Source organism: Streptomyces sp. 5-10, assembly GCF_014712245.1.
Taxonomy (GTDB): domain Bacteria; phylum Actinomycetota; class Actinomycetes; order Streptomycetales; family Streptomycetaceae; genus Streptomyces; species Streptomyces violaceusniger.
The window spans coordinates 1-16,447 of the sequence record NZ_JACVYG010000039.1; the positions used below are offsets into that span (position 1 = coordinate 1).

The window sequence follows — 16,447 nt, forward strand, 5'->3', positions numbered from 1 at the left end:
TGGACGCCACGGCCCCGCGCACGCGCGGACGCCACGCCCCGGCGCGCGGGCGAACGTCACGGCCCTGCGCACGCCCACGCCACGGCCCTGCGCGACCCACGACGCCACGGTCCTGTGCGCCCCGGACGCCACGGCCCTGGACCCCACAGCCCCGCGCCCGAGCGGACGCCACGGGCCCCGCGCCCGGGCGGATGCCACGGCCCCGCGCTCGAGCGGACGCCACGGGCCCCGTGCCCGCCCGGACGGCACACCCTTGTGCCCGGGCGGTGTCATTGGCCTGTGCGTCAATGACCCGCCCGCGCACGGGTCATTGACACCGTCCCTCCCTCATGCCAGAGTTTCGCGACCTTGGTCGGACAACGTTGTCAAACGGAGGTGCGTCCCATGCGGTCGCTGATCGGTGGAATCCGTGCCCGCGCCGCGGGCACGGTCGCGGGCGTGGTGGCGGCGGCGCTGCTGGGCGGCGGTCTGCTGGGACCGCCGGGCGCGGCGGCCGCCGCCTCGGCCGCGTCCCCTCCGGCCGACCCCACGTCGCTGGTCCATCCGTTCGTGGGCACCGAGAACTTCGGCAACACCTTCCCCGGGGCGAGCGCCCCGTTCGGCATGGTCCAGGTCAGCCCGGACACCGGCGGCCAAGGCGGTTACGACTACGACCAGAACGCCATCCACGGCTTCAGCCAGACCCATCTGTCCGGGGTAGGCTGCGGGGTGGCGGGCGAGTTGCCCATCATGCCGACGACCGGCGCGGTCAGCGACGTCGACCCGGACCACTACCGCTCCACCTACAGCCATGACGACGAGGAGGCCACCCCGGGGTACTACCGGGTGGGCCTGAAGTCCTACGGCATCGACGCCGAGCTGACCGCCACCCAGCGCACCGGCTGGCAGCGCTACACCTTCCCGGCCACCGGCGCGGCCAATGTGCTGTTCAACACCGGCAAGGCCAATCAGAAGGTCTTCGGCTCCGAGATCCGCGTGGTCGGCGACCGGACCGTCGAGGGCCGGGTGGAGGCCGGGAACTTCTGCGCCGGGAAGGACCGGCACACCGTCTACTTCACCGCCACCTTCGACCGCCCCTTCGCCTCCTACGGCACCTGGCGCGGCACCACCCCCACCCCCGGCTCCCGCGAGGCGGCCGGCGAGGGCGGCAACGGCGCCTGGGCCACCTTCGACGCCACCGAGGACCGGGATGTGGTGGTCAAGGTCGGGCTGTCGTACACCGGCCCCGAGGGCGCCCGCAAGAACCTCGCGGCGGAGACCGGGGACTCCTACGACTTCGACGCCACCCGCGCCGCGCTCCACGACACCTGGCGGAAGAAGCTCGACGCGATCCGGGTCGGCGGCGGCACCGAGGAGCGGCGGCGCGCCTTCTACACCGCGCTGTACCACGCCCAGCTGCACCCCAATGTGGCGGGCGACGTGGACGGCCGCTACACCGGCTTCGACGGCGCGACCCACACCGCCTCCGGCTATACCCCGTACCAGAACTTCTCGCTGTGGGACACCTACCGGCCACAGAACCAGCTGCTGGAGATGGTGGAGCCGGGGGTGGCCCGCGATGTCGCGCTGTCGGTGGTCGCCATCGGCCGGGACGGCGGCTGGCTGCCGCGCTGGGCGCTGGCCAACAGCGAGACCAACATCATGACCGGTGACCCGGTGACCCCCTTCCTCGTCGAGGCGTGGTCCAAGGGCCTGCTGGCCGGGCACGAGGACGAGGCGTACGCGCTGCTGAAGAAGAACGCCACCAGCACCCCGCCCGCCGACTCCCCCTACAACGGCCGCTCCGGAGTGGACTATTACCGCGAGCTGGGCTACGTCCCCTCGGGGCTGAAGCTCGGCACCGACTGCGCCGACAAGGGTGGCGACAACGACTGCGTCCACCCGGCCTCGGCCACCCTGGAGTACTCGGCCGCGGACGCCGCGCTCGCCCTGATGGCGCGCGGGCTCGGCCACCGCGCCGACGCCCGGATGTTCGCCGAGCGCGGCCAGACGTACCGCACGCTCTGGGACGCCTCGATCGGGCAGTTCCGGCCGCGCAGGGCCGACGGCGCGTGGGTGACCCCGTACGACCCGGTGGAGGCGGGCCGGCAGTTCCACGAGGGCGGCGCCTACCAGTACCAGTGGCTGGTGCCGCAGGACCCGGCCGGGCTCGTGGGGCTGATGGGCGGCAGGAGCGCGACCGAGAAGCGGCTCGACGACTTCTTCGCCTACGGCAAGCTGCTCACCGACCCGGCGGGCACCGCCCGTAAGGACTGGATCTCCGCCCCGTACGACTACTACGGCAAGCCCACCTACAACCCGAACAACGAGCCCGATCTGCACGCCCCGTACATGTATCTGTGGGCGGGCGCGCCCGCGAAGGCGGCGACCGTGGTGCGGGCGGCGATGACCCTGTTCACCACCGGCCCGGACGGGATGACCGGCAATGACGACCTCGGCACCATGTCGGCCTGGTACGTCTTCTCCTCGCTGGGGCTGTACCCGACGATGAGCGGCGGGGACTTCCTCGCCCTGTCCAGTCCGCAGTTCTCCTCGGCCGTGGTCCGCATCGGGCACTACGGCATCCGGCAGGGCGGCACGCTCACGGTCACCGCGCCGGGCGCGAGCGACGCCAAGCGGTATGTCCGGAGTGTGTCGCTGAACGGCCGGAACGTGGCGCGGACGTGGCTGGACTGGGACCAGGTGGCCCACGGCGGAAAGCTGGCCCACCGGCTGTCCACCGAGCCCTCGTCCTGGGGCACCGGCCGGGGCGCGGAACCGCCGTCGGTGGGCGCCACCCGCAAGGGCTGATACCGGCCGGTTGTGGTGTAGGTTCTAGGGCCCGCCTGGACACACGGGTCATGGGGGATGTGGTCGAGCGAGGGAGCGGTGTCCATGCGTGCTGTGGTGTTCGACGAGTTCGGGCGCCGGCCCGAGGTCCGGAGCGTCGAGGACCCCGCTCCCTCCCCGCGCGGCGCGGTGATCCGCGTCGAGGCCACCGGACTGTGCCGCAGCGACTGGCACGGCTGGATGGGGCACGACCCGGACATCCGGCTGCCGCACGTCCCCGGCCATGAGCTGGCGGGGGTGATAGAGGAGGTCGGCCCCGACGTCCTCAACTGGCGCCCGGGGCAGCGGGTCACCGTGCCGTTCGTGTGCGCCTGCGGGCGCTGTGCCGCCTGTGCGGAGGGCGCCCAGCAGGTGTGCGAGCGGCAGACGCAGCCGGGGTTCACCCACTGGGGCTCGTTCGCCGAGTACGTGGCGATCGAGGACGCCGATGTGAACCTGGTCGGGATACGCAACGAGCTGTCGTTCACCACCGCCGCCGGTCTGGGCTGCCGCTTCGCGACCGCCTTCCGCGCCGTCGTCGCCCAGGGCCGGGTGGCCCCGGGCGAGTGGGTGGCAGTGCACGGCTGCGGAGGGGTGGGGCTGTCCGCGGTGATGATCGCCGCCGCGGCCGGGGCCCGGGTGGTGGCGGTGGACATCTCGCCGCAGGCGCTCGCCCTCGCGTCCCGGTTCGGCGCGGCGGTGTGCGTGGACGTGGCGTCCACCCTGGGCTCGGTGGCGGATGCGGTCGCGGACGCGACGGGCGGCGGCGCCCATGTCTCGCTCGACGCGCTGGGCTCCCCGCGGACCTGCGCGGCGTCCATCAAGAGCCTGCGCCGCCACGGCCGTCATGTGCAGGTCGGGCTGCTGCCCCCGGCCGCCGGGACCCCGATGATCCCGATGGACCGGGTCATCGCGCTGGAGCTGCGGCTGCTGGGCAGCCATGGCATGGCCGCCCACGACTACGGTCCGATGATGGAGATGGTCGAGGCCGGTTCGCTGCGGCCGGATCTGCTGGTCACCGATGTCATCGGGCTGGACGCGGTCCCGGAGGCGCTGTCCACGATGGCCTCCGGCGGCAGGGGCGGGGTCACGGTCATCGAACCGCACCGCCCGCCCCTGGCCGGGAGCTGACGGGGACCGCCCGCGGGCGGCTTCCGCGAAGCCCGCCCGCTCGGCGAGCCACCGGCCGTTCTTCCGCCCGGCCGACCCGGCGGGCCATGGACGTGGTCCCGCGTCCGCACCCGCAGGTCCCCGCCGCGCTCTCCGACCGGGGCGCGCCGTGAAGCGGGTGGTACGGCAGGTGCGGGCGGTGGGCGTGTCCGCGGAGGCGGCGACGCACCTCGGAGTGGAGCCGGGCAGCCCGGGGCTGGAATTCGTACGCCGTTACTGAAGCCGACCCCGCCCCGCTGCCGCGGCCCGGCCCGCTCCGTGCGGGACCCGATCAGGGCACCCGCACCGTCCCGCCCGTCACCCGGATCCGGTCCCGCGCCGCCGGGTCGGCCGCGATGGGGGGGCACATGGGCCGGGGTCAGCTCGGGGGCGTGCCCCGGCTCACCGCCGCGCGGCACCGTGCGCACGACCTGGCTGGGCGGCAGCGCGGCCCGCCCCTGGAGCCGCTCCCACATCAGGTCCAGGGCCTGCTGGTAGTAGTAGCCGAGCGGGACGTACCGGTTGTCCAGCCCGGCGGCCTGGGAGTCGCTGTGGTGGGCGTGGGTGATCTCGGCGTAAGCGACGGTGCCCGGCCCGTGCCCGGCGCGCGAGGTGAGCCCGAGGTACGGCCGCGAGCTGTGGTTGACCGGCACCCGGGTGTCGTCGCGGCCCTGCACGATGAGCGTCGGCTTGCCGTGCAAGTCGCCGTCGCGCCGGGTCGCGTCCAGGCCCTCGGCGAGCCGTGCGGCCCAGTCCCGCTCGGCGCGCGGCGCCCCGGCCCGTGGGAAGGCGAGCCGGTAGACGCAAGCCTCTCCCCGCAGGTTGTAGTCGTGCTCACCGCCGGGTCCGACGGAGCGGGCGTCGGCCACCGGCCCGCCGGGCGAGTTCTCGTCGATCAGCACACCGGGGGCGGGCGCCCGGCCGGAGCTGGTGCCGAAGGCGCCGGCCAGCTCCGCCGTGCGGTACGGCGCGGGAGATCCGGAGGAGTCGGTGCGGGCCCAGCCGTAGCCGCACAGCGCGTCGGCGACCGAGGCGCGGGCGAGGCTCATCGCGTAGGAGGCGGGGGTCTGCGGGTCGTAGTGCGAGACCTGCAGATACCCCGACTGGGGCTGGAACCCGGCGCGTACCAGGGCCTCCTGGGCGAGGCGCGGCAGCCCGTCCGGACCCGCCCGCTCGGCGTCCCGGCGCGGGATCAGACGGGGGTCGTCCCCGACCAGGGCGGCGCAGCGGCGGCGGGCGGCGGGCACGTCCAGGGCGGCGTAGCCGGGTGCGGTGGGCTCGGTGAGCGCGGCGCAGGGCTGGAGCAGCGAGGCCAGCGCGTTGTAGCGGATCAGCGGCAGCCCCGCGGCGGGTACGTCCCGACCGTCCTGGCGGACCCGGACGCCGTTCAGCGGGGCCAGGTTCAGCTGCGGTTCGGAGGCCACGACGGCGTCGACGAGCCCGGTGCGGTCATCCTCGCCCGCGGCGATGGCCGCGCCCCCGCCGTTGGAGACGCCGGTGGCCAGCACCGTGGTGGAGGCCGGGGTGTAGCCGCCCCCAGGAGCTCCGGCGCGCCAGTCGCGGTTCAGCACGGCGAGGGCGAGCCGTATCGAGCGCAGTACCTCGCGCCCCCAGGTGGCCTGCGGGTTCATCCCCGAGTGGGCCATCTTGTAGGCGACGCGGTACGGGTGCTCCGCGTCGAAGCGGGCGCGCTCGGCGTCGCTCAGCCCGGCGTCGAAGACGGTGCGGCCGCGGAGTTCGGCGCGTGGGCCGGTGGTGCCGTCGTAGCCCATGACGGTGCCCGAGTGCAGATCGTCGAAGGCCGGGCCCATCCCCTTGTCGGTGTAGGCGACCGCGCAGCGGTGGTGCAGGCCCCAGGCCCCGGCGGTGCCGACCATGCTGTAGACACCGCCGAGCCCGGTCGCGGGCGCGGCCACCACACACGGCCGGGCACGGTCGAAGCCGTCCGGCACCTGCACCACGAAGCTCACGCCGGGGGCCTCGCCGCCCGCCACGGCCCGGTACTCCACCCCCGCGACCTTCCCGTCCCCGGGCACGGGGCGGCCCCGGTCCACGTCGGGGCCGTAGAGCCTGCCGAGGCCGCCGCCGGATCCGGCGGACATCCCGGCCGAAGCCCAGATGGCCTGGCGGCGCAGTTCGGCGGCGGTGGGCCGGTCGGGGTCGGCGGCTCGCGGCATGGGTCCGCGCAGCCCCGCGAAGCCGAGCCCGGCGGTGAGCAGATCGTCGCTCCGCCCGTCGTACCGCCGCTGGGTCAGCTCACCGATGAAAGAGGGAAGCGCGGAGCGGGCGGACGGGGCGCCGGCGGCGTGGGCGAGCGGGGTGGCGAGGGCGGCGGTGAGGGCGAGGGCCAGGGACAGGGCGGGCAGGCGGCCGGCGGACGGCATGGGCGGTTCCTTCCGGGTCACAGCGGCAGGGCGCCCGTCGCGAGGGCGGCGGCGGTCATCACGAGCGTGGTTCCGAAGGCCCAGCGGAAGAGGAAGCGCTGGTGCTCCCCGAGCTGGACGCCGCTCATGCTGAGGAGGATGAAGGTCGCGGCGGTGAGCGGGCTCAGCGGGAAGCCGGTGGTCATCTGGCCGAGCACGGCGGCGCGGGCGATCTCGGCGTGGTCGGTGCCGAAGGCGTCGGCGGTGCCGGCGAGCACCGGCAGCACGCCGAAGTAGTAGGCGTCCGGGGTGAGGACGAGGCTCAGCGGCATGCTGGTGACGGCCACGAGCACCGGCAGATGTCCGCCGAGCCCGTCGGGGATGATGTCGACCAGCGCCTCGGCCATCTTCTCGATCATCCCGGTGCCGCCGAGGATGCCGGTGAACACCCCGGCCGCGAAGATCATGGTGATGACGAGCACCACGCTCTTGCCGTGCTTCTCCAGCAGCTCCTGCTGGTCCTCCCAGCGCGGGTGGTTGACCAGCAGCGCGAGGACGAAGGCGAAGACGAACAACACCGGCAGCGGCATGGCCTCCAGCACCAGGCAGACCAGCAGGGCCACGGTGAGCAGCAGATTGAAGACGGTGAGCGCGACACCGGGGCGGGCGGCGACCCGCGGTGTGCCGGGGCCGTCCCCGACCGCCACCTCGGCGCGCGGGGCGGGCTCGAGCGCGCCGAGCCGCCGCCGCTCACGGCGTCCGATGAGGTACGCGGCGAGCAGCACCCAGGCGATACCGGCGGCGAGTGCGGGCAGCAGCGGCGTGATGATGTCGGAGGTGTCGATCTTCAGGGCCGCGGCGGCGCGGGCCGTCGGCCCGCCCCACGGGATCATGTTCATCACGCCCGCGCCCAGGCCGACCACCCCGGCAAGCACCAGCCGGCTCATCCCCAGCCGCTGATAGACGGGGAGCAGCGCGGAGACGGTGATGAGGAAGGTGGAGGCGCCATCGCCGTCGAGCGCGACGCACACGGTCAGAACGGCGGTGCCGACCGTGATCCGCACCGGGTCGTTCTTTGCTGCGCGCAGGATGCCGCGGATCAGCGGTTCGAAGAGGCCCGCGTCGATCATCAGGCAGAAGTAGAGCACCGCGAAGGCGATCATGATGCCGGTCGGGGCGACCTTGGACAGCCCGTCGAGCGCCATCGGGCCCAGCTCGTCGCCGTATCCGCCGATGACCGCGGTGACCACGGGCGTGAGGACGAGTGCCACCAGCACCGAGACCCGTTTGGTCATGGTGAGCAGCAGGAAGCCGCCGATCGTGCAGAACCCCAGTACTGCCAGCATGGCCGCTCGCTTCCTCGTCCGGTCGGGTGCTGCCGAAGAGTTTCCGAGCGGGGAAAGATCCGCGTCCAGCATCGAACACAGATCTATCCATGCGTTTCGCGCAACAGTTCCCCTGTCCGGCCGCCGCGCCTACGCTCACGGACCATGGACGTCACCCTGCGCCAGTTGACCGCGTACGCGGCGGTCGCGCGCGCCGTGAGCTTCACCGCGGCCGCCGCCGAACTGCATGTGTCCCAGTCGTCGCTGAGCCGGGCGGTCGCCGATCTGGAACGGACGCTGGGGATGCGGCTGCTGGAGCGGGACACCCGCAATGTGCGGCTCACCCCGGCGGGCGCCGAGGCGCTGCGCATCGCCGACCAGATCCTCTCCGCGCACCGCGCGGGCCTGGCCCAGCTGGGGCGCTACGGCGCCGGTGAGCGCGGTGCGGTGGCCCTGGCGACCCTGCCCTCGGTCGCGGCCGTGCTGCTGCCGCCGGTGATCTCCGCCTTCCGGGCGCGGCGCCCGGAGATGACCGTACGGCTGCTGGACGGGCTGGAGCGCTCGGTGCTGGACCGGGTGGTCGACGGGGACGCCGACTTCGCGGTCAGCACGGTGGCCCGGCGCGCCCCGGGCGTGACGCTGCGGCCGCTGGTGCGGGACCGCTTCGACGCGGTGCTCCCGGAGCACCATCCGCTGGCCGAGCGGGCGGAGGTGACCTGGGAGGAGCTGGGCCGGGAGCCGTTCCTCGCGGTGGGCACCGACTCCAGCGTGCGCCGGATGACCGACGCGGCCTTCGCCCAGGCGGGGATGGAGGCGAACCCGGCGGCCGAGGCGTCCAACGTGGCCACGGTGGGCGGTCTTGTGGCGGCCGGGCTCGGCGTCTCCGCGCTGCCCGCCCTGGTCCATCCGCTGGTGGTGCCGGGCCGGCTGGTGCGGCGCCCGCTGGTGGGGCCGGTGGTGGAGCGCCGGCTGTACGTCGTCCTGCCGACGCGCCGCACGCTTCCACCGGGGGCGCGCCGCTTCCTGGAGCAGCTGGAGGAGTTCCGCTCCGCCGCTGACGCGTTGCCGGCGGGGGTGGTGTGGGAGGAGGCGGGCGAGGACCGGTGAGGGGCCGGGAGCGCCGACCGGCCCCGGCTCGGGCGGAGTCCGGCGGTCTGGTGCGGGGTCCTGCGATCCGGTGCTGGGTCCTGCGGTCCTGTTGTGCGGAGTCCGGCGATCCCGTGCGGGGTCATGCGATCCTTGCGAGATCCGCATGAATTGATCCCTCTTCATTGCTGGACGCGCATACGCCCCGCCCCGCAGCCTGGCCGCATGGAGGACCAGACCAGCACAGGGCAGGGACAGCTCACGGGGCTGAAGGTGGTGGAATTCGCGCATGTGGTGGCGGGCCCCCTCGCCGGGGGCATGCTCGCCGACCAGGGCGCGGACGTCGTCCACGTGGAGCCGCCGGGCTCCGGTGACGCGGCGCGGGCGATGGGCCCGCGGCGCGACGGCGTACCGCTCTGGTTCAAGGTGGCGGGCCGCAACAAGCGCTCGGTGACCCTGGATCTGCACCACGAGGAGGGCCGGGAGGTCGCCCGGGAGCTGATCGCCTGGGCCGATGTGGTGATCGTGACGCTCCGGGCGGGCCGGCTGCGCGCCTGGGGCCTGGACTGGGAGGCCGTCCACGCGCTCAACCCCACCGCGATCCTGCTGCAGATCTCCGGTTTCGGCGCCACCTCCTCGCGGGCCGACGCGCCGGGCTTCGGGAAGATGGGCGAGGCCCGCAGCGGGGTGGTCCATCTGACCGGCTTCCCCGAAGGCCCGCCCGTGCACACCGGCTTCTCGCACGGCGACGCGGTCACCGGGCTGATGGGCGCGTTCGCGGTCCTGGCCGCCCTGCACCGCCGTGACACCGATCCGGACTCCTTCGACGGCGAGTGGATCGACCTGGCGCTGTTCGAGCCGCTGTACCGCCTGGTGGAGTGGCAGATCATCGCGTACGACCAGCTCGGCGCGGCCCCCGAGCGGGCGGGCAACCAGCTGGCCGTCGCCCCGGCCGCCGTCATCAACACCTACCGCAGCGCCGACGGCGACTGGCTCACCGTCACCTCCGCCACCACCCGCTCGGTGCGCAATGTGGTGCGGCTGCTGGGCCTGCCCGACGAGGAGTTCGCCACCGTGGAGCAGCAGCACGCGGGGCGCGAGCGGCTCGACACGGCGCTGCGGGAGTGGGTGGCGGCGCGCCCGGCGGCCGAGTGCCTCGCGGCGTTCGAGCGGGCCGAGGTGGTGGCCTCGCGGGTGTTCACCGCCGCCGATATCGTCGCCGACCCGGTCTACGCCGAACGCGAGGACATCATCACGGTGGACGACCCCGACCTCGGCCCGGTGCGGATGCAGGCGGTCATCCCGCGCTTCCACCGCTCCCCCGGCGCGGTGTGGCGGACCGGCCCCGCGCTTGGCGCGGACAACGCGCTGGTCTACGGGGAGTGGCTGGGCATCGACGACGGGCGGCTGGCGAAGCTGGAGGCCGAGGGTGTCATCTGACGGCGTGACCGGCGTGACAGGGGTGACCGGCGTGACAGGGGTGACCGCGCCCCGCGTCCCCCTGCGCTCGCTGCTCTTCGTGCCCGGCGGCCGCACCGGCTGGCTGCCCAAGGCGGAGGCGGCGGGCGCCGACGCGGCCATCCTCGACCTGGAGGACGCCGTCCCGGAGGACGGCAAGGCGGCGGCGCGGGAGGCCGTGGCCGCGGCCGTCGACCGGGCGGCCGGGACGCCCGGTCCGATGCGGCTGCTCGTACGGATCAACGCGCTGGACCGCGCGGCGGGCTGGCAGGGCGCCGACGACCTGCGCGCGGTGGCCCGTCCCGGGCTCTACGGCATCGTGCTGCCCAAGGTGAGCGGCCCCGAGGACGTGACCACCGCCGACCGGCTGCTGGCCTGGTGCGAGCGCGAACACGGCCTGCCCGAGGGGAACTTCGCCCTGCTGCCGCTGCTGGAGACGGCGCGCGGGCTGCGCGAGGCGTACGCCATCGGCCGGGCCGCCGCCCGGATCGCCCACCTGGGCGCGGTGGCCGCTCCGGGCGGGGACGTGGAACGGGCGGTCGGCTACCGCTGGAGCCCCGAGGGCGAGGAGACCCGCGAGCTACGGGCCCGGGTGCTGCTCGACGCCCGCGCCGCGGACCGCCCCCACCCGGTGGCCGGGCTGTGGGCGGACGTGGCGGACCTCGCGGGACTACGGCGCTTCGCCGAGCAGAACCGTGCGCTGGGGTACGAGGGGATGGCGGTGATCCACCCGTCCCATGTGCCGGTGGTCAACGAGGTGTTCTCGCCGGGCGCGGAGGAGCTGGCCCGCTGCCGGCGGCTGATCGCGGCGGTGGAGCGGGCGCAGGCGGAGGGGGCGGGGGCGGTGCGCTTCGAGGGGCGGATGGTGGACGAGGCGATGGCGGCCACGGCCCGCCGGACCCTGGCCCGCTACGGCGGGGAGTGAGGGCCGCTCCCCCACCCCGCCCCTCCCCGGAACCGGGGTTCCGCCCCCCGGCCCCGGTTCCGGTTCCGGGGGCGCCCCCGGCCTCACCGGGGCTCCGCCCCGGACCCCGCTCCGAGGGCATCCCCCCGCACCGTCGGCGATCCGTCCCCGGCCCCGTTCCGAGGACATCCCCGGACCCGGAGAACCCGGGCCCTCCGGGTCCGGAGCACGGCGAGCGACCGTGCGATGATCACCACGGTGGCGGCCAGGGCGGCCGTGGCCGACCAGATGACGAGGGCGGGCCAGATGTAGACGAGCTGGGCCAGGGTGCCCTCGCGGTTCATGAACAGCCCGATCAGGTCGGTGAGTTGGGCGAACAGGATGATCGGGATGGCGCAGGGCAGCATGCGCAGGGCCACTCGCCACAGCGGCCGGTCCGCGGTGCGCCGTGCCCAGCGGGGCGCCCGAACGGCGCCGAGCACGCCCAGGGCGATGGCCAGCAGGGTGAGCGCCGCGAGGACGTAGTCGGCCTTCATCGTGAACGGGGTGCGCACCGCGGGCGACTTGCCCTGGGTCAGGTCGACCAGTCCGTCCAGCATGACGGCGGCGTCGTCCCCGGAGATCATGCCGGTGTTGGCCACGATCGCGATGCCGGTCCGGCTGTCGGGCAGCAGCGTCTGGATGGCGTTGTGGGTCAGGAGTTCCCCGGTGTGCCGGATCTGCCGGGGCTGTTCCCCGGGCGGGGTCACGGACCAGCCCATGGCGTACTCGCGGCCCTTCGGTGGGGTGTGCGTGATGTCGATGCTCCGTGCGGAGACGACGCGCCGCCCCGCCGCGGACACGCCCCGGTTGTTCTGGGCGATCAGCCACTGGGCGAGGTCGTGCGCCGTGGTGACGACGCCGTGGCCCCCGGCCGCGAACCAGCGGGGGTGGGAGCGCGGGAACATCATGCCGTAGGCGCGGACGTAGCCCCGGGCGTGATCGGGCATCTCATCGGTGGTGTCGACCGACTCGGTGCGGGTCATGCCCAGCGGCCGGAACACCTGGGTGGCCAGGTAGTCCGCGAAGGGCCGCCCGCTGACGACCTCGACCAGCCGTGCGGCGACGAAGTAGTTGGGGTTGTGGTAGTTCCACTCGGTGCCCGGCCGCGCGGCGAGCCGGGCGCCGCGCATGTCCGCGACCGCCTCGGTGAGCGTATGTGCCTGGGGCCGGGTGAGGTCGGGGTAGGCGGAGTCGGCCATGCCCGATGTCTGGTTCAGCAGTTGCCGTACGGTGATCTTCTCGGCCCGCCGGTCGGCCATCGTGAACTCGGGCAGATAGCGATGGGCCGGTGTGTCCAGGTCGACTCGGCCCTCCTCGGCCAGCCGCATGACGGCCAGCGCGGTCATGGACTTGGAGAGCGAGGCCACGGGCACCGGTGTCCGCGCGGTCATGGCCTTCCCGGCCGCGGTGTGCCCGTATCCGGCCGCGTGGACGACCTGGTCGCCCCTGGTGACCGCCACTACGGCGCCCGGCAGGTCGGTCCGCTCCATATAGGCGTTGACGTAGGCGTCGATCGAGGCGGCGTCCAGTGTGGGGTGGGATGGGGTGGTGGCGTGGGCCGTCGCCGGGCACCCCAACGCCGTCAAGGCGATGAGCGGGGCAAGCGCAAGGCGGACGAGACGTCTGTGGCTTCGGATCGGCATGGCGCCCATCCCACCGGGGCCGGGGCGGGCACCGCATTGGTGTGGGTACGAGATCAGAGGTAGTGCGCGCACTACCGACCGGGCGGCGCCGGGTCGCATATCTTCTGCGGGTGCCTTCTCGAACAGCCTGGCAGGCTCTCGCTCAGCGTCCGTTGGGGTTCCTGGCCTCGGCCTGGCCCTGGCGGGCGTTGGCCTATCTGCTGTCCGGTGTCGTCTTCGGCGCGATCGCCATGGTCACGCTGCTGACCATGGCCCTGGCCGGGCTGGTGTCGCTGATCGTGGGGGTGGGGGCCGTTCTCCTCCTCGCCGTGGCGCTGTCCGGCATCGTCGTCACCCGGATCGAACGCGGGCGGCTGCGGCTCGTGGACCCGGACCCGGCGCCGGATCCGCACCGGGCCCCGGAACGCCCCGGGCTGCGGGGGTGGCTGGAGACCCGGCTGCGGGAGCCCGCGACCTGGCGTGAGCTGAGCTTCACCGCGGTGTCGATGACCGCCCTGTGGTGGATGGACCTGCTCGTCCTGGCTTTCGCCCTCGGCCTGCCCGTCCTGCTCATGACATCGCCGGTGGATGACCCCGGCGCCTGGCCGTGGCTGGTCATCGGCCTGTGCCTGCTGCCGGCGGCGCCGTACACCATCACCGCCTGGGCCGGTGCCCGCGCCGCGCTGACCCGGCTGATCCTGGCGCCGCGCGACGGCGAACTGGGCCGGGAGCTCACCGAGGTCCGGGCCTCCCGGGCGCGTCTGGTGGACGCCTTCGACGCGGAGCGCCGGCGGATCGAGCGGGACCTGCACGACGGCGCCCAGCAGCGGCTGGTCTCCATCAACGTCCTGCTCGGCCTGGCCGGTCTTGACGCGGAGCCGGGCTCGCCGGTGGCCCGGCAGCTCGCGCTGGCCCAGGGCGAAGTCACCCTCGCCGTCAACGAGTTGCGCGAGCTCAGCCGGGGTGTGCACCCCAAGGCGCTCACCGACCACGGCCTCGCCGCGGCCGTGGACAACCTCACCACCCGCTCCGCCCTGCCGGTCGCCGTGGACATCCGGCTTCCGTACCGCCTGCCCGCGACCGTGGAGAGCACGGCGTACTTCGTCGTCGCCGAGGCCCTGGCCAACGCCACCAAGCACAGCCGGGCCACCCGGGCCGAGGTCCACGCCCGGCTGGACGCGGATGTCCTGACGCTGACCGTCCGGGACAACGGCGTCGGCGGGGCGGACCCGGCCGCAGGCACCGGTCTTGTCGGCCTGGCCGACCGCGTCGCCGCGGCGGACGGCAGACTGCGGATATCCAGCCCGGCGGGCGGCCCTACACTGCTGCGCGTGGAGCTCCCGTGCCGCTGAACATCGTGCTCGCCGAAGACTCACCGCTGCTGCGGGACGGCCTGGTCAGCGTGGTCACCCGCTTCGGCCACCGGGTGTCGGCGGCCGTCGGCGACGCCGACGCGCTGATCGCCGCGGCCCATGAGCACGACCCCGACATCGTCATCACCGATGTGCGGATGCCACCGGGCAACGCCGACGACGGCCTCCGCGCCGCGGTCGCGCTGCGCGGCCACCGCCCCGGCCTGCCCATTCTGGTGCTCAGCCAGTACATCGAGCAGTCCTACGCCACCCATCTGCTCGACCTGGGCAGCGAGAGCGGCATCGGCTATCTGCTCAAGGACCGGGTCAGCGCCGTCACCCAGTTCGCGAACGCGGTCGAACAGGTGGCCGCCGGGGCGACGGTCATGGACCCCGAGGTGGTGCGGCAGCTCCTGCGCCGACGGCAGGACCCCCTGCGACGGCTCACGCCCCGGGAGCGCGAGGTCCTCTCCCTCATGGCCGAGGGACGCTCCAATGCCGAGATCGCCCGCGACCTCTATGTCACCGAGGCCGCGGTCAACAAGCACGTCAGCTCCATCCTCCAGAAACTCGACCTCCGCCTGGACGGCCACGGACACCGACGCGTCCTGGCGGTCCTCACCTACCTGCGCGCCTGACCGCCCGACGCCCCGGCGTCGAGGAGCAGCTTCGCGGCCACCGTCGTCCCGTCGGTGCGCATCGCGCCGGCCACGTCCCTCGCCCGTACCCGGGTCCCGGGGGTCAGGGCCACCTTCAGCGCGGCCGACATGGCCATGCTGCCGAAGCCCACGTAGACCGGCGGTTCACCGGCGGCCAGGAACGCCTCCAGCTCAGCCGGGAGCGGACGTTGGTCCGGCAGGATCCACGCCCCGGTCTGGACGAGGTCGAGTTCCGTCATGTCCTGCCACGGGCCCAGGACCGGGTCCGCCGCCAGCAATGCCCGGTCGGTGAAGACGTAGTCGCGGACGTTGTCCACCGGCGGCAGGCCGATCGCCGCCCGGTGGCGGTTCTCCGCCTCGCCGTACAGCTCGTTCACCCGCTGGGCGTCCTGCTCCCACAGCACCGTGAGGTCGGTCTCCTCCCGGGGGGACGGTGTGCCCGGCCGCCTCCCCGGAGGGAAGTGCCGCGACGGCAGTCCGAACGGATGGAAGCACGCGAACACATAGGGGATGCCCAGTTTCTCGGCCACCGAGCGTGCGCTGGCCGGCATCAGGCCGGTCGCCAGCAGCACGTCACATCCCTCGGCCGCCGCGGTGAGCGTGTCGAACCGCGCGGCCACCAGCTCTGGCGCGAGCCGGAACGCGGCCGCCGCCGACGGCGGCCGCTCGCCGGTCACCACCGAGCGCACCGTCGGCCGGGCCCGGTTCGTCAGCCCAGGCTCGCCGGGCCCGGTTCGCCGGGCCCGGTTCGCCGGCCCGGTTCCTCAGTCCAGGTCCGCCAGATCGAGCCCGCTCAGCCGCTCGGGGTCGGCCAGGATGTCGATCGCCACGATCCTGCCGTCCGCGACCGTGAAGGCCAGCACCGAGTACGGCCGCCCCTCCCGCGAACTGACCACGCCCACCGCCCCGTTGACGAGCGCGGGCCGGGCGTGAAGGTCCCGGCCGCCGAGGCGGGAGAAGGTGAGCGCCTGGTCCGCCACGGCCGCGGCGCCATGCACCTCGCGCGGGGCGCGCGCGGGCGCGGGGCCGTAGTCGGCGCGCAGCACGACGTCCGGGTCGAGCACGGCGATCAGCCCCTCGAAGTCGCCGTCGCGGGCGGCGGCGAGGAAGGCGCCCACGGCCTCGCGCTGCCGGGCGAGGTCCGCGTCGGGGACCGGGGCCGCTCCCCGCACCCGGCGGCGGGCGCGGCTGGCGAGCTGACGGGCGGCGGCCGGGGTGCGGTCCACGATGGGGGCGATCTCGTCGAACGGCACGGCGAACAGATCGTGCAGCACGAAGGCCAGCCGTTCGGCGGGGGCCAGCGTCTCCAGAACGACCAGCAGGGCGAGGCCGACGGAGTCGGCGAGCAGCGCCTGGTCCTCGGGGCCGGGCCCGCTCACACGGCTGACGACCGGGTCGGGGAGGCGCACCCCCAGGGGCTCCTCGCGCCGGGCGGTGCGCGAGCGCAGCATGTCCAGGCAGACCCGGCCGACGACGGTGGTCAGCCAGCCGCCCAGGTTCTCCACCGCGCCGGTGTCGGAGCGGCTGAGCCGCAGCCATGCCTCCTGGACGGCGTCGTCCGCCTCGCTCAGCGAGCCGAGCATGCGGTAGGCCACCGCGCGCAGATGGCCGCGGTGGGCCTCGAAGCCCTCCGCCAGTAGGTGGTTCTCGTTCATCGGTCACATCCCCTTGTCCGGACC

Annotated in this window: 11 protein-coding genes and 1 pseudogene; 7 read left to right on the plus strand and 5 right to left on the minus strand. The window is 74.2% G+C overall.

Features of this window, described 5'->3' with window-relative positions; genetic code table 11:
* The first annotated feature begins 384 nt into the window (after window positions 1–384).
* Both IEJ02_RS33070 and IEJ02_RS33075 read left to right on the plus strand, forming a co-directional pair.
* On the plus strand, window positions 385–2,790 hold the full coding sequence (locus IEJ02_RS33070; RefSeq protein WP_191068202.1) for a GH92 family glycosyl hydrolase: 2,406 nt from the start codon (window positions 385–387) through the stop codon (window positions 2,788–2,790).
* An 84-nt stretch (window positions 2,791–2,874) separates the two neighbouring features.
* Window positions 2,875–3,939 (plus strand): zinc-dependent alcohol dehydrogenase family protein, encoded by a 1,065-nt coding sequence (locus IEJ02_RS33075; protein WP_191068203.1) that lies wholly within the window; start codon window positions 2,875–2,877, stop codon window positions 3,937–3,939.
* Between the two features lie 368 nt (window positions 3,940–4,307).
* Here the strand turns inward: IEJ02_RS33075 and IEJ02_RS49165 are convergent.
* Window positions 4,308–6,341, minus strand: a pseudogene (locus IEJ02_RS49165) (3-hydroxybutyrate oligomer hydrolase family protein); the annotation flags it as partial.
* A gap of 17 nt (window positions 6,342–6,358) precedes the next feature.
* The gene (locus tag IEJ02_RS33080; RefSeq protein WP_191068204.1) at window positions 6,359–7,666 is read right to left on the minus strand and encodes a CitMHS family transporter; all 1,308 of its coding nucleotides are present in this window, start codon (window positions 7,664–7,666) and stop codon (window positions 6,359–6,361) included.
* 144 nt (window positions 7,667–7,810) lie between these two features.
* On the opposite strand from IEJ02_RS33080, the gene IEJ02_RS33085 reads away from it, so the two are divergent.
* From IEJ02_RS33085 to IEJ02_RS33095, 3 genes are all read left to right on the plus strand, one after another.
* On the plus strand, window positions 7,811–8,752 hold the full coding sequence (locus IEJ02_RS33085; protein ID WP_191068205.1) for a LysR family transcriptional regulator: 942 nt from the start codon (window positions 7,811–7,813) through the stop codon (window positions 8,750–8,752).
* 204 nt (window positions 8,753–8,956) lie between these two features.
* The gene (locus tag IEJ02_RS33090) at window positions 8,957–10,171 is read left to right on the plus strand and encodes a CaiB/BaiF CoA transferase family protein (protein ID WP_191068206.1); all 1,215 of its coding nucleotides are present in this window, start codon (window positions 8,957–8,959) and stop codon (window positions 10,169–10,171) included.
* A gap of 31 nt (window positions 10,172–10,202) precedes the next feature.
* Complete coding sequence (locus IEJ02_RS33095; protein WP_317985984.1) at window positions 10,203–11,114, plus strand: HpcH/HpaI aldolase/citrate lyase family protein; 912 nt, start codon at window positions 10,203–10,205, stop codon at window positions 11,112–11,114.
* An 83-nt stretch (window positions 11,115–11,197) separates the two neighbouring features.
* Here the strand turns inward: IEJ02_RS33095 and IEJ02_RS33100 are convergent, their stop codons facing one another.
* Entirely contained in the window at window positions 11,198–12,721 is a 1,524-nt protein-coding gene (locus IEJ02_RS33100; RefSeq protein ID WP_317985985.1) for a serine hydrolase domain-containing protein, read from the minus strand.
* Window positions 12,722–12,888: 167 nt separating this feature from the next.
* Between IEJ02_RS33100 and IEJ02_RS33105 the strand changes: the two genes are divergently transcribed.
* Together IEJ02_RS33105 and IEJ02_RS33110 are read left to right on the plus strand one after the other, a co-directional pair.
* The gene (locus tag IEJ02_RS33105) at window positions 12,889–14,109 is read left to right on the plus strand and encodes a sensor histidine kinase (RefSeq protein ID WP_191068208.1); all 1,221 of its coding nucleotides are present in this window, start codon (window positions 12,889–12,891) and stop codon (window positions 14,107–14,109) included.
* Complete coding sequence (locus tag IEJ02_RS33110; RefSeq protein WP_191068209.1) at window positions 14,100–14,747, plus strand: response regulator; 648 nt, start codon at window positions 14,100–14,102, stop codon at window positions 14,745–14,747. The genes IEJ02_RS33105 and IEJ02_RS33110 overlap by 10 nt, the downstream gene beginning before the upstream one ends.
* On the opposite strand, the gene IEJ02_RS33115 is transcribed toward IEJ02_RS33110, so the two are convergent.
* A complete protein-coding gene (locus tag IEJ02_RS33115; protein ID WP_370467167.1) occupies window positions 14,732–15,448 on the minus strand; it encodes a glycosyltransferase family protein in 717 nt (238 codons plus the stop codon). The genes IEJ02_RS33110 and IEJ02_RS33115 overlap by 16 nt on opposite strands.
* Before the next feature lie 84 nt (window positions 15,449–15,532).
* The gene (gene sigJ / locus IEJ02_RS33120) at window positions 15,533–16,423 is read right to left on the minus strand and encodes an RNA polymerase sigma factor SigJ (protein ID WP_191068210.1); all 891 of its coding nucleotides are present in this window, start codon (window positions 16,421–16,423) and stop codon (window positions 15,533–15,535) included.
* Window positions 16,424–16,447: the final 24 nt, after the last annotated feature.

Coding starts and splice junctions, on each gene's coding strand:
- IEJ02_RS33070 (WP_191068202.1), top strand. CDS start 385: ATGCGGTCGCTGATCGGTGGAATCCGTGCCCGCGCCGCGGGCACGGTC.
- IEJ02_RS33075 (WP_191068203.1), top strand. CDS start 2,875: ATGCGTGCTGTGGTGTTCGACGAGTTCGGGCGCCGGCCCGAGGTCCGG.
- IEJ02_RS33080 (WP_191068204.1), bottom strand. CDS start 7,666: ATGCTGGCAGTACTGGGGTTCTGCACGATCGGCGGCTTCCTGCTGCTC.
- IEJ02_RS33085 (WP_191068205.1), top strand. CDS start 7,811: ATGGACGTCACCCTGCGCCAGTTGACCGCGTACGCGGCGGTCGCGCGC.
- IEJ02_RS33090 (WP_191068206.1), top strand. CDS start 8,957: ATGGAGGACCAGACCAGCACAGGGCAGGGACAGCTCACGGGGCTGAAG.
- sigJ (WP_191068210.1), bottom strand. CDS start 16,423: ATGAACGAGAACCACCTACTGGCGGAGGGCTTCGAGGCCCACCGCGGC.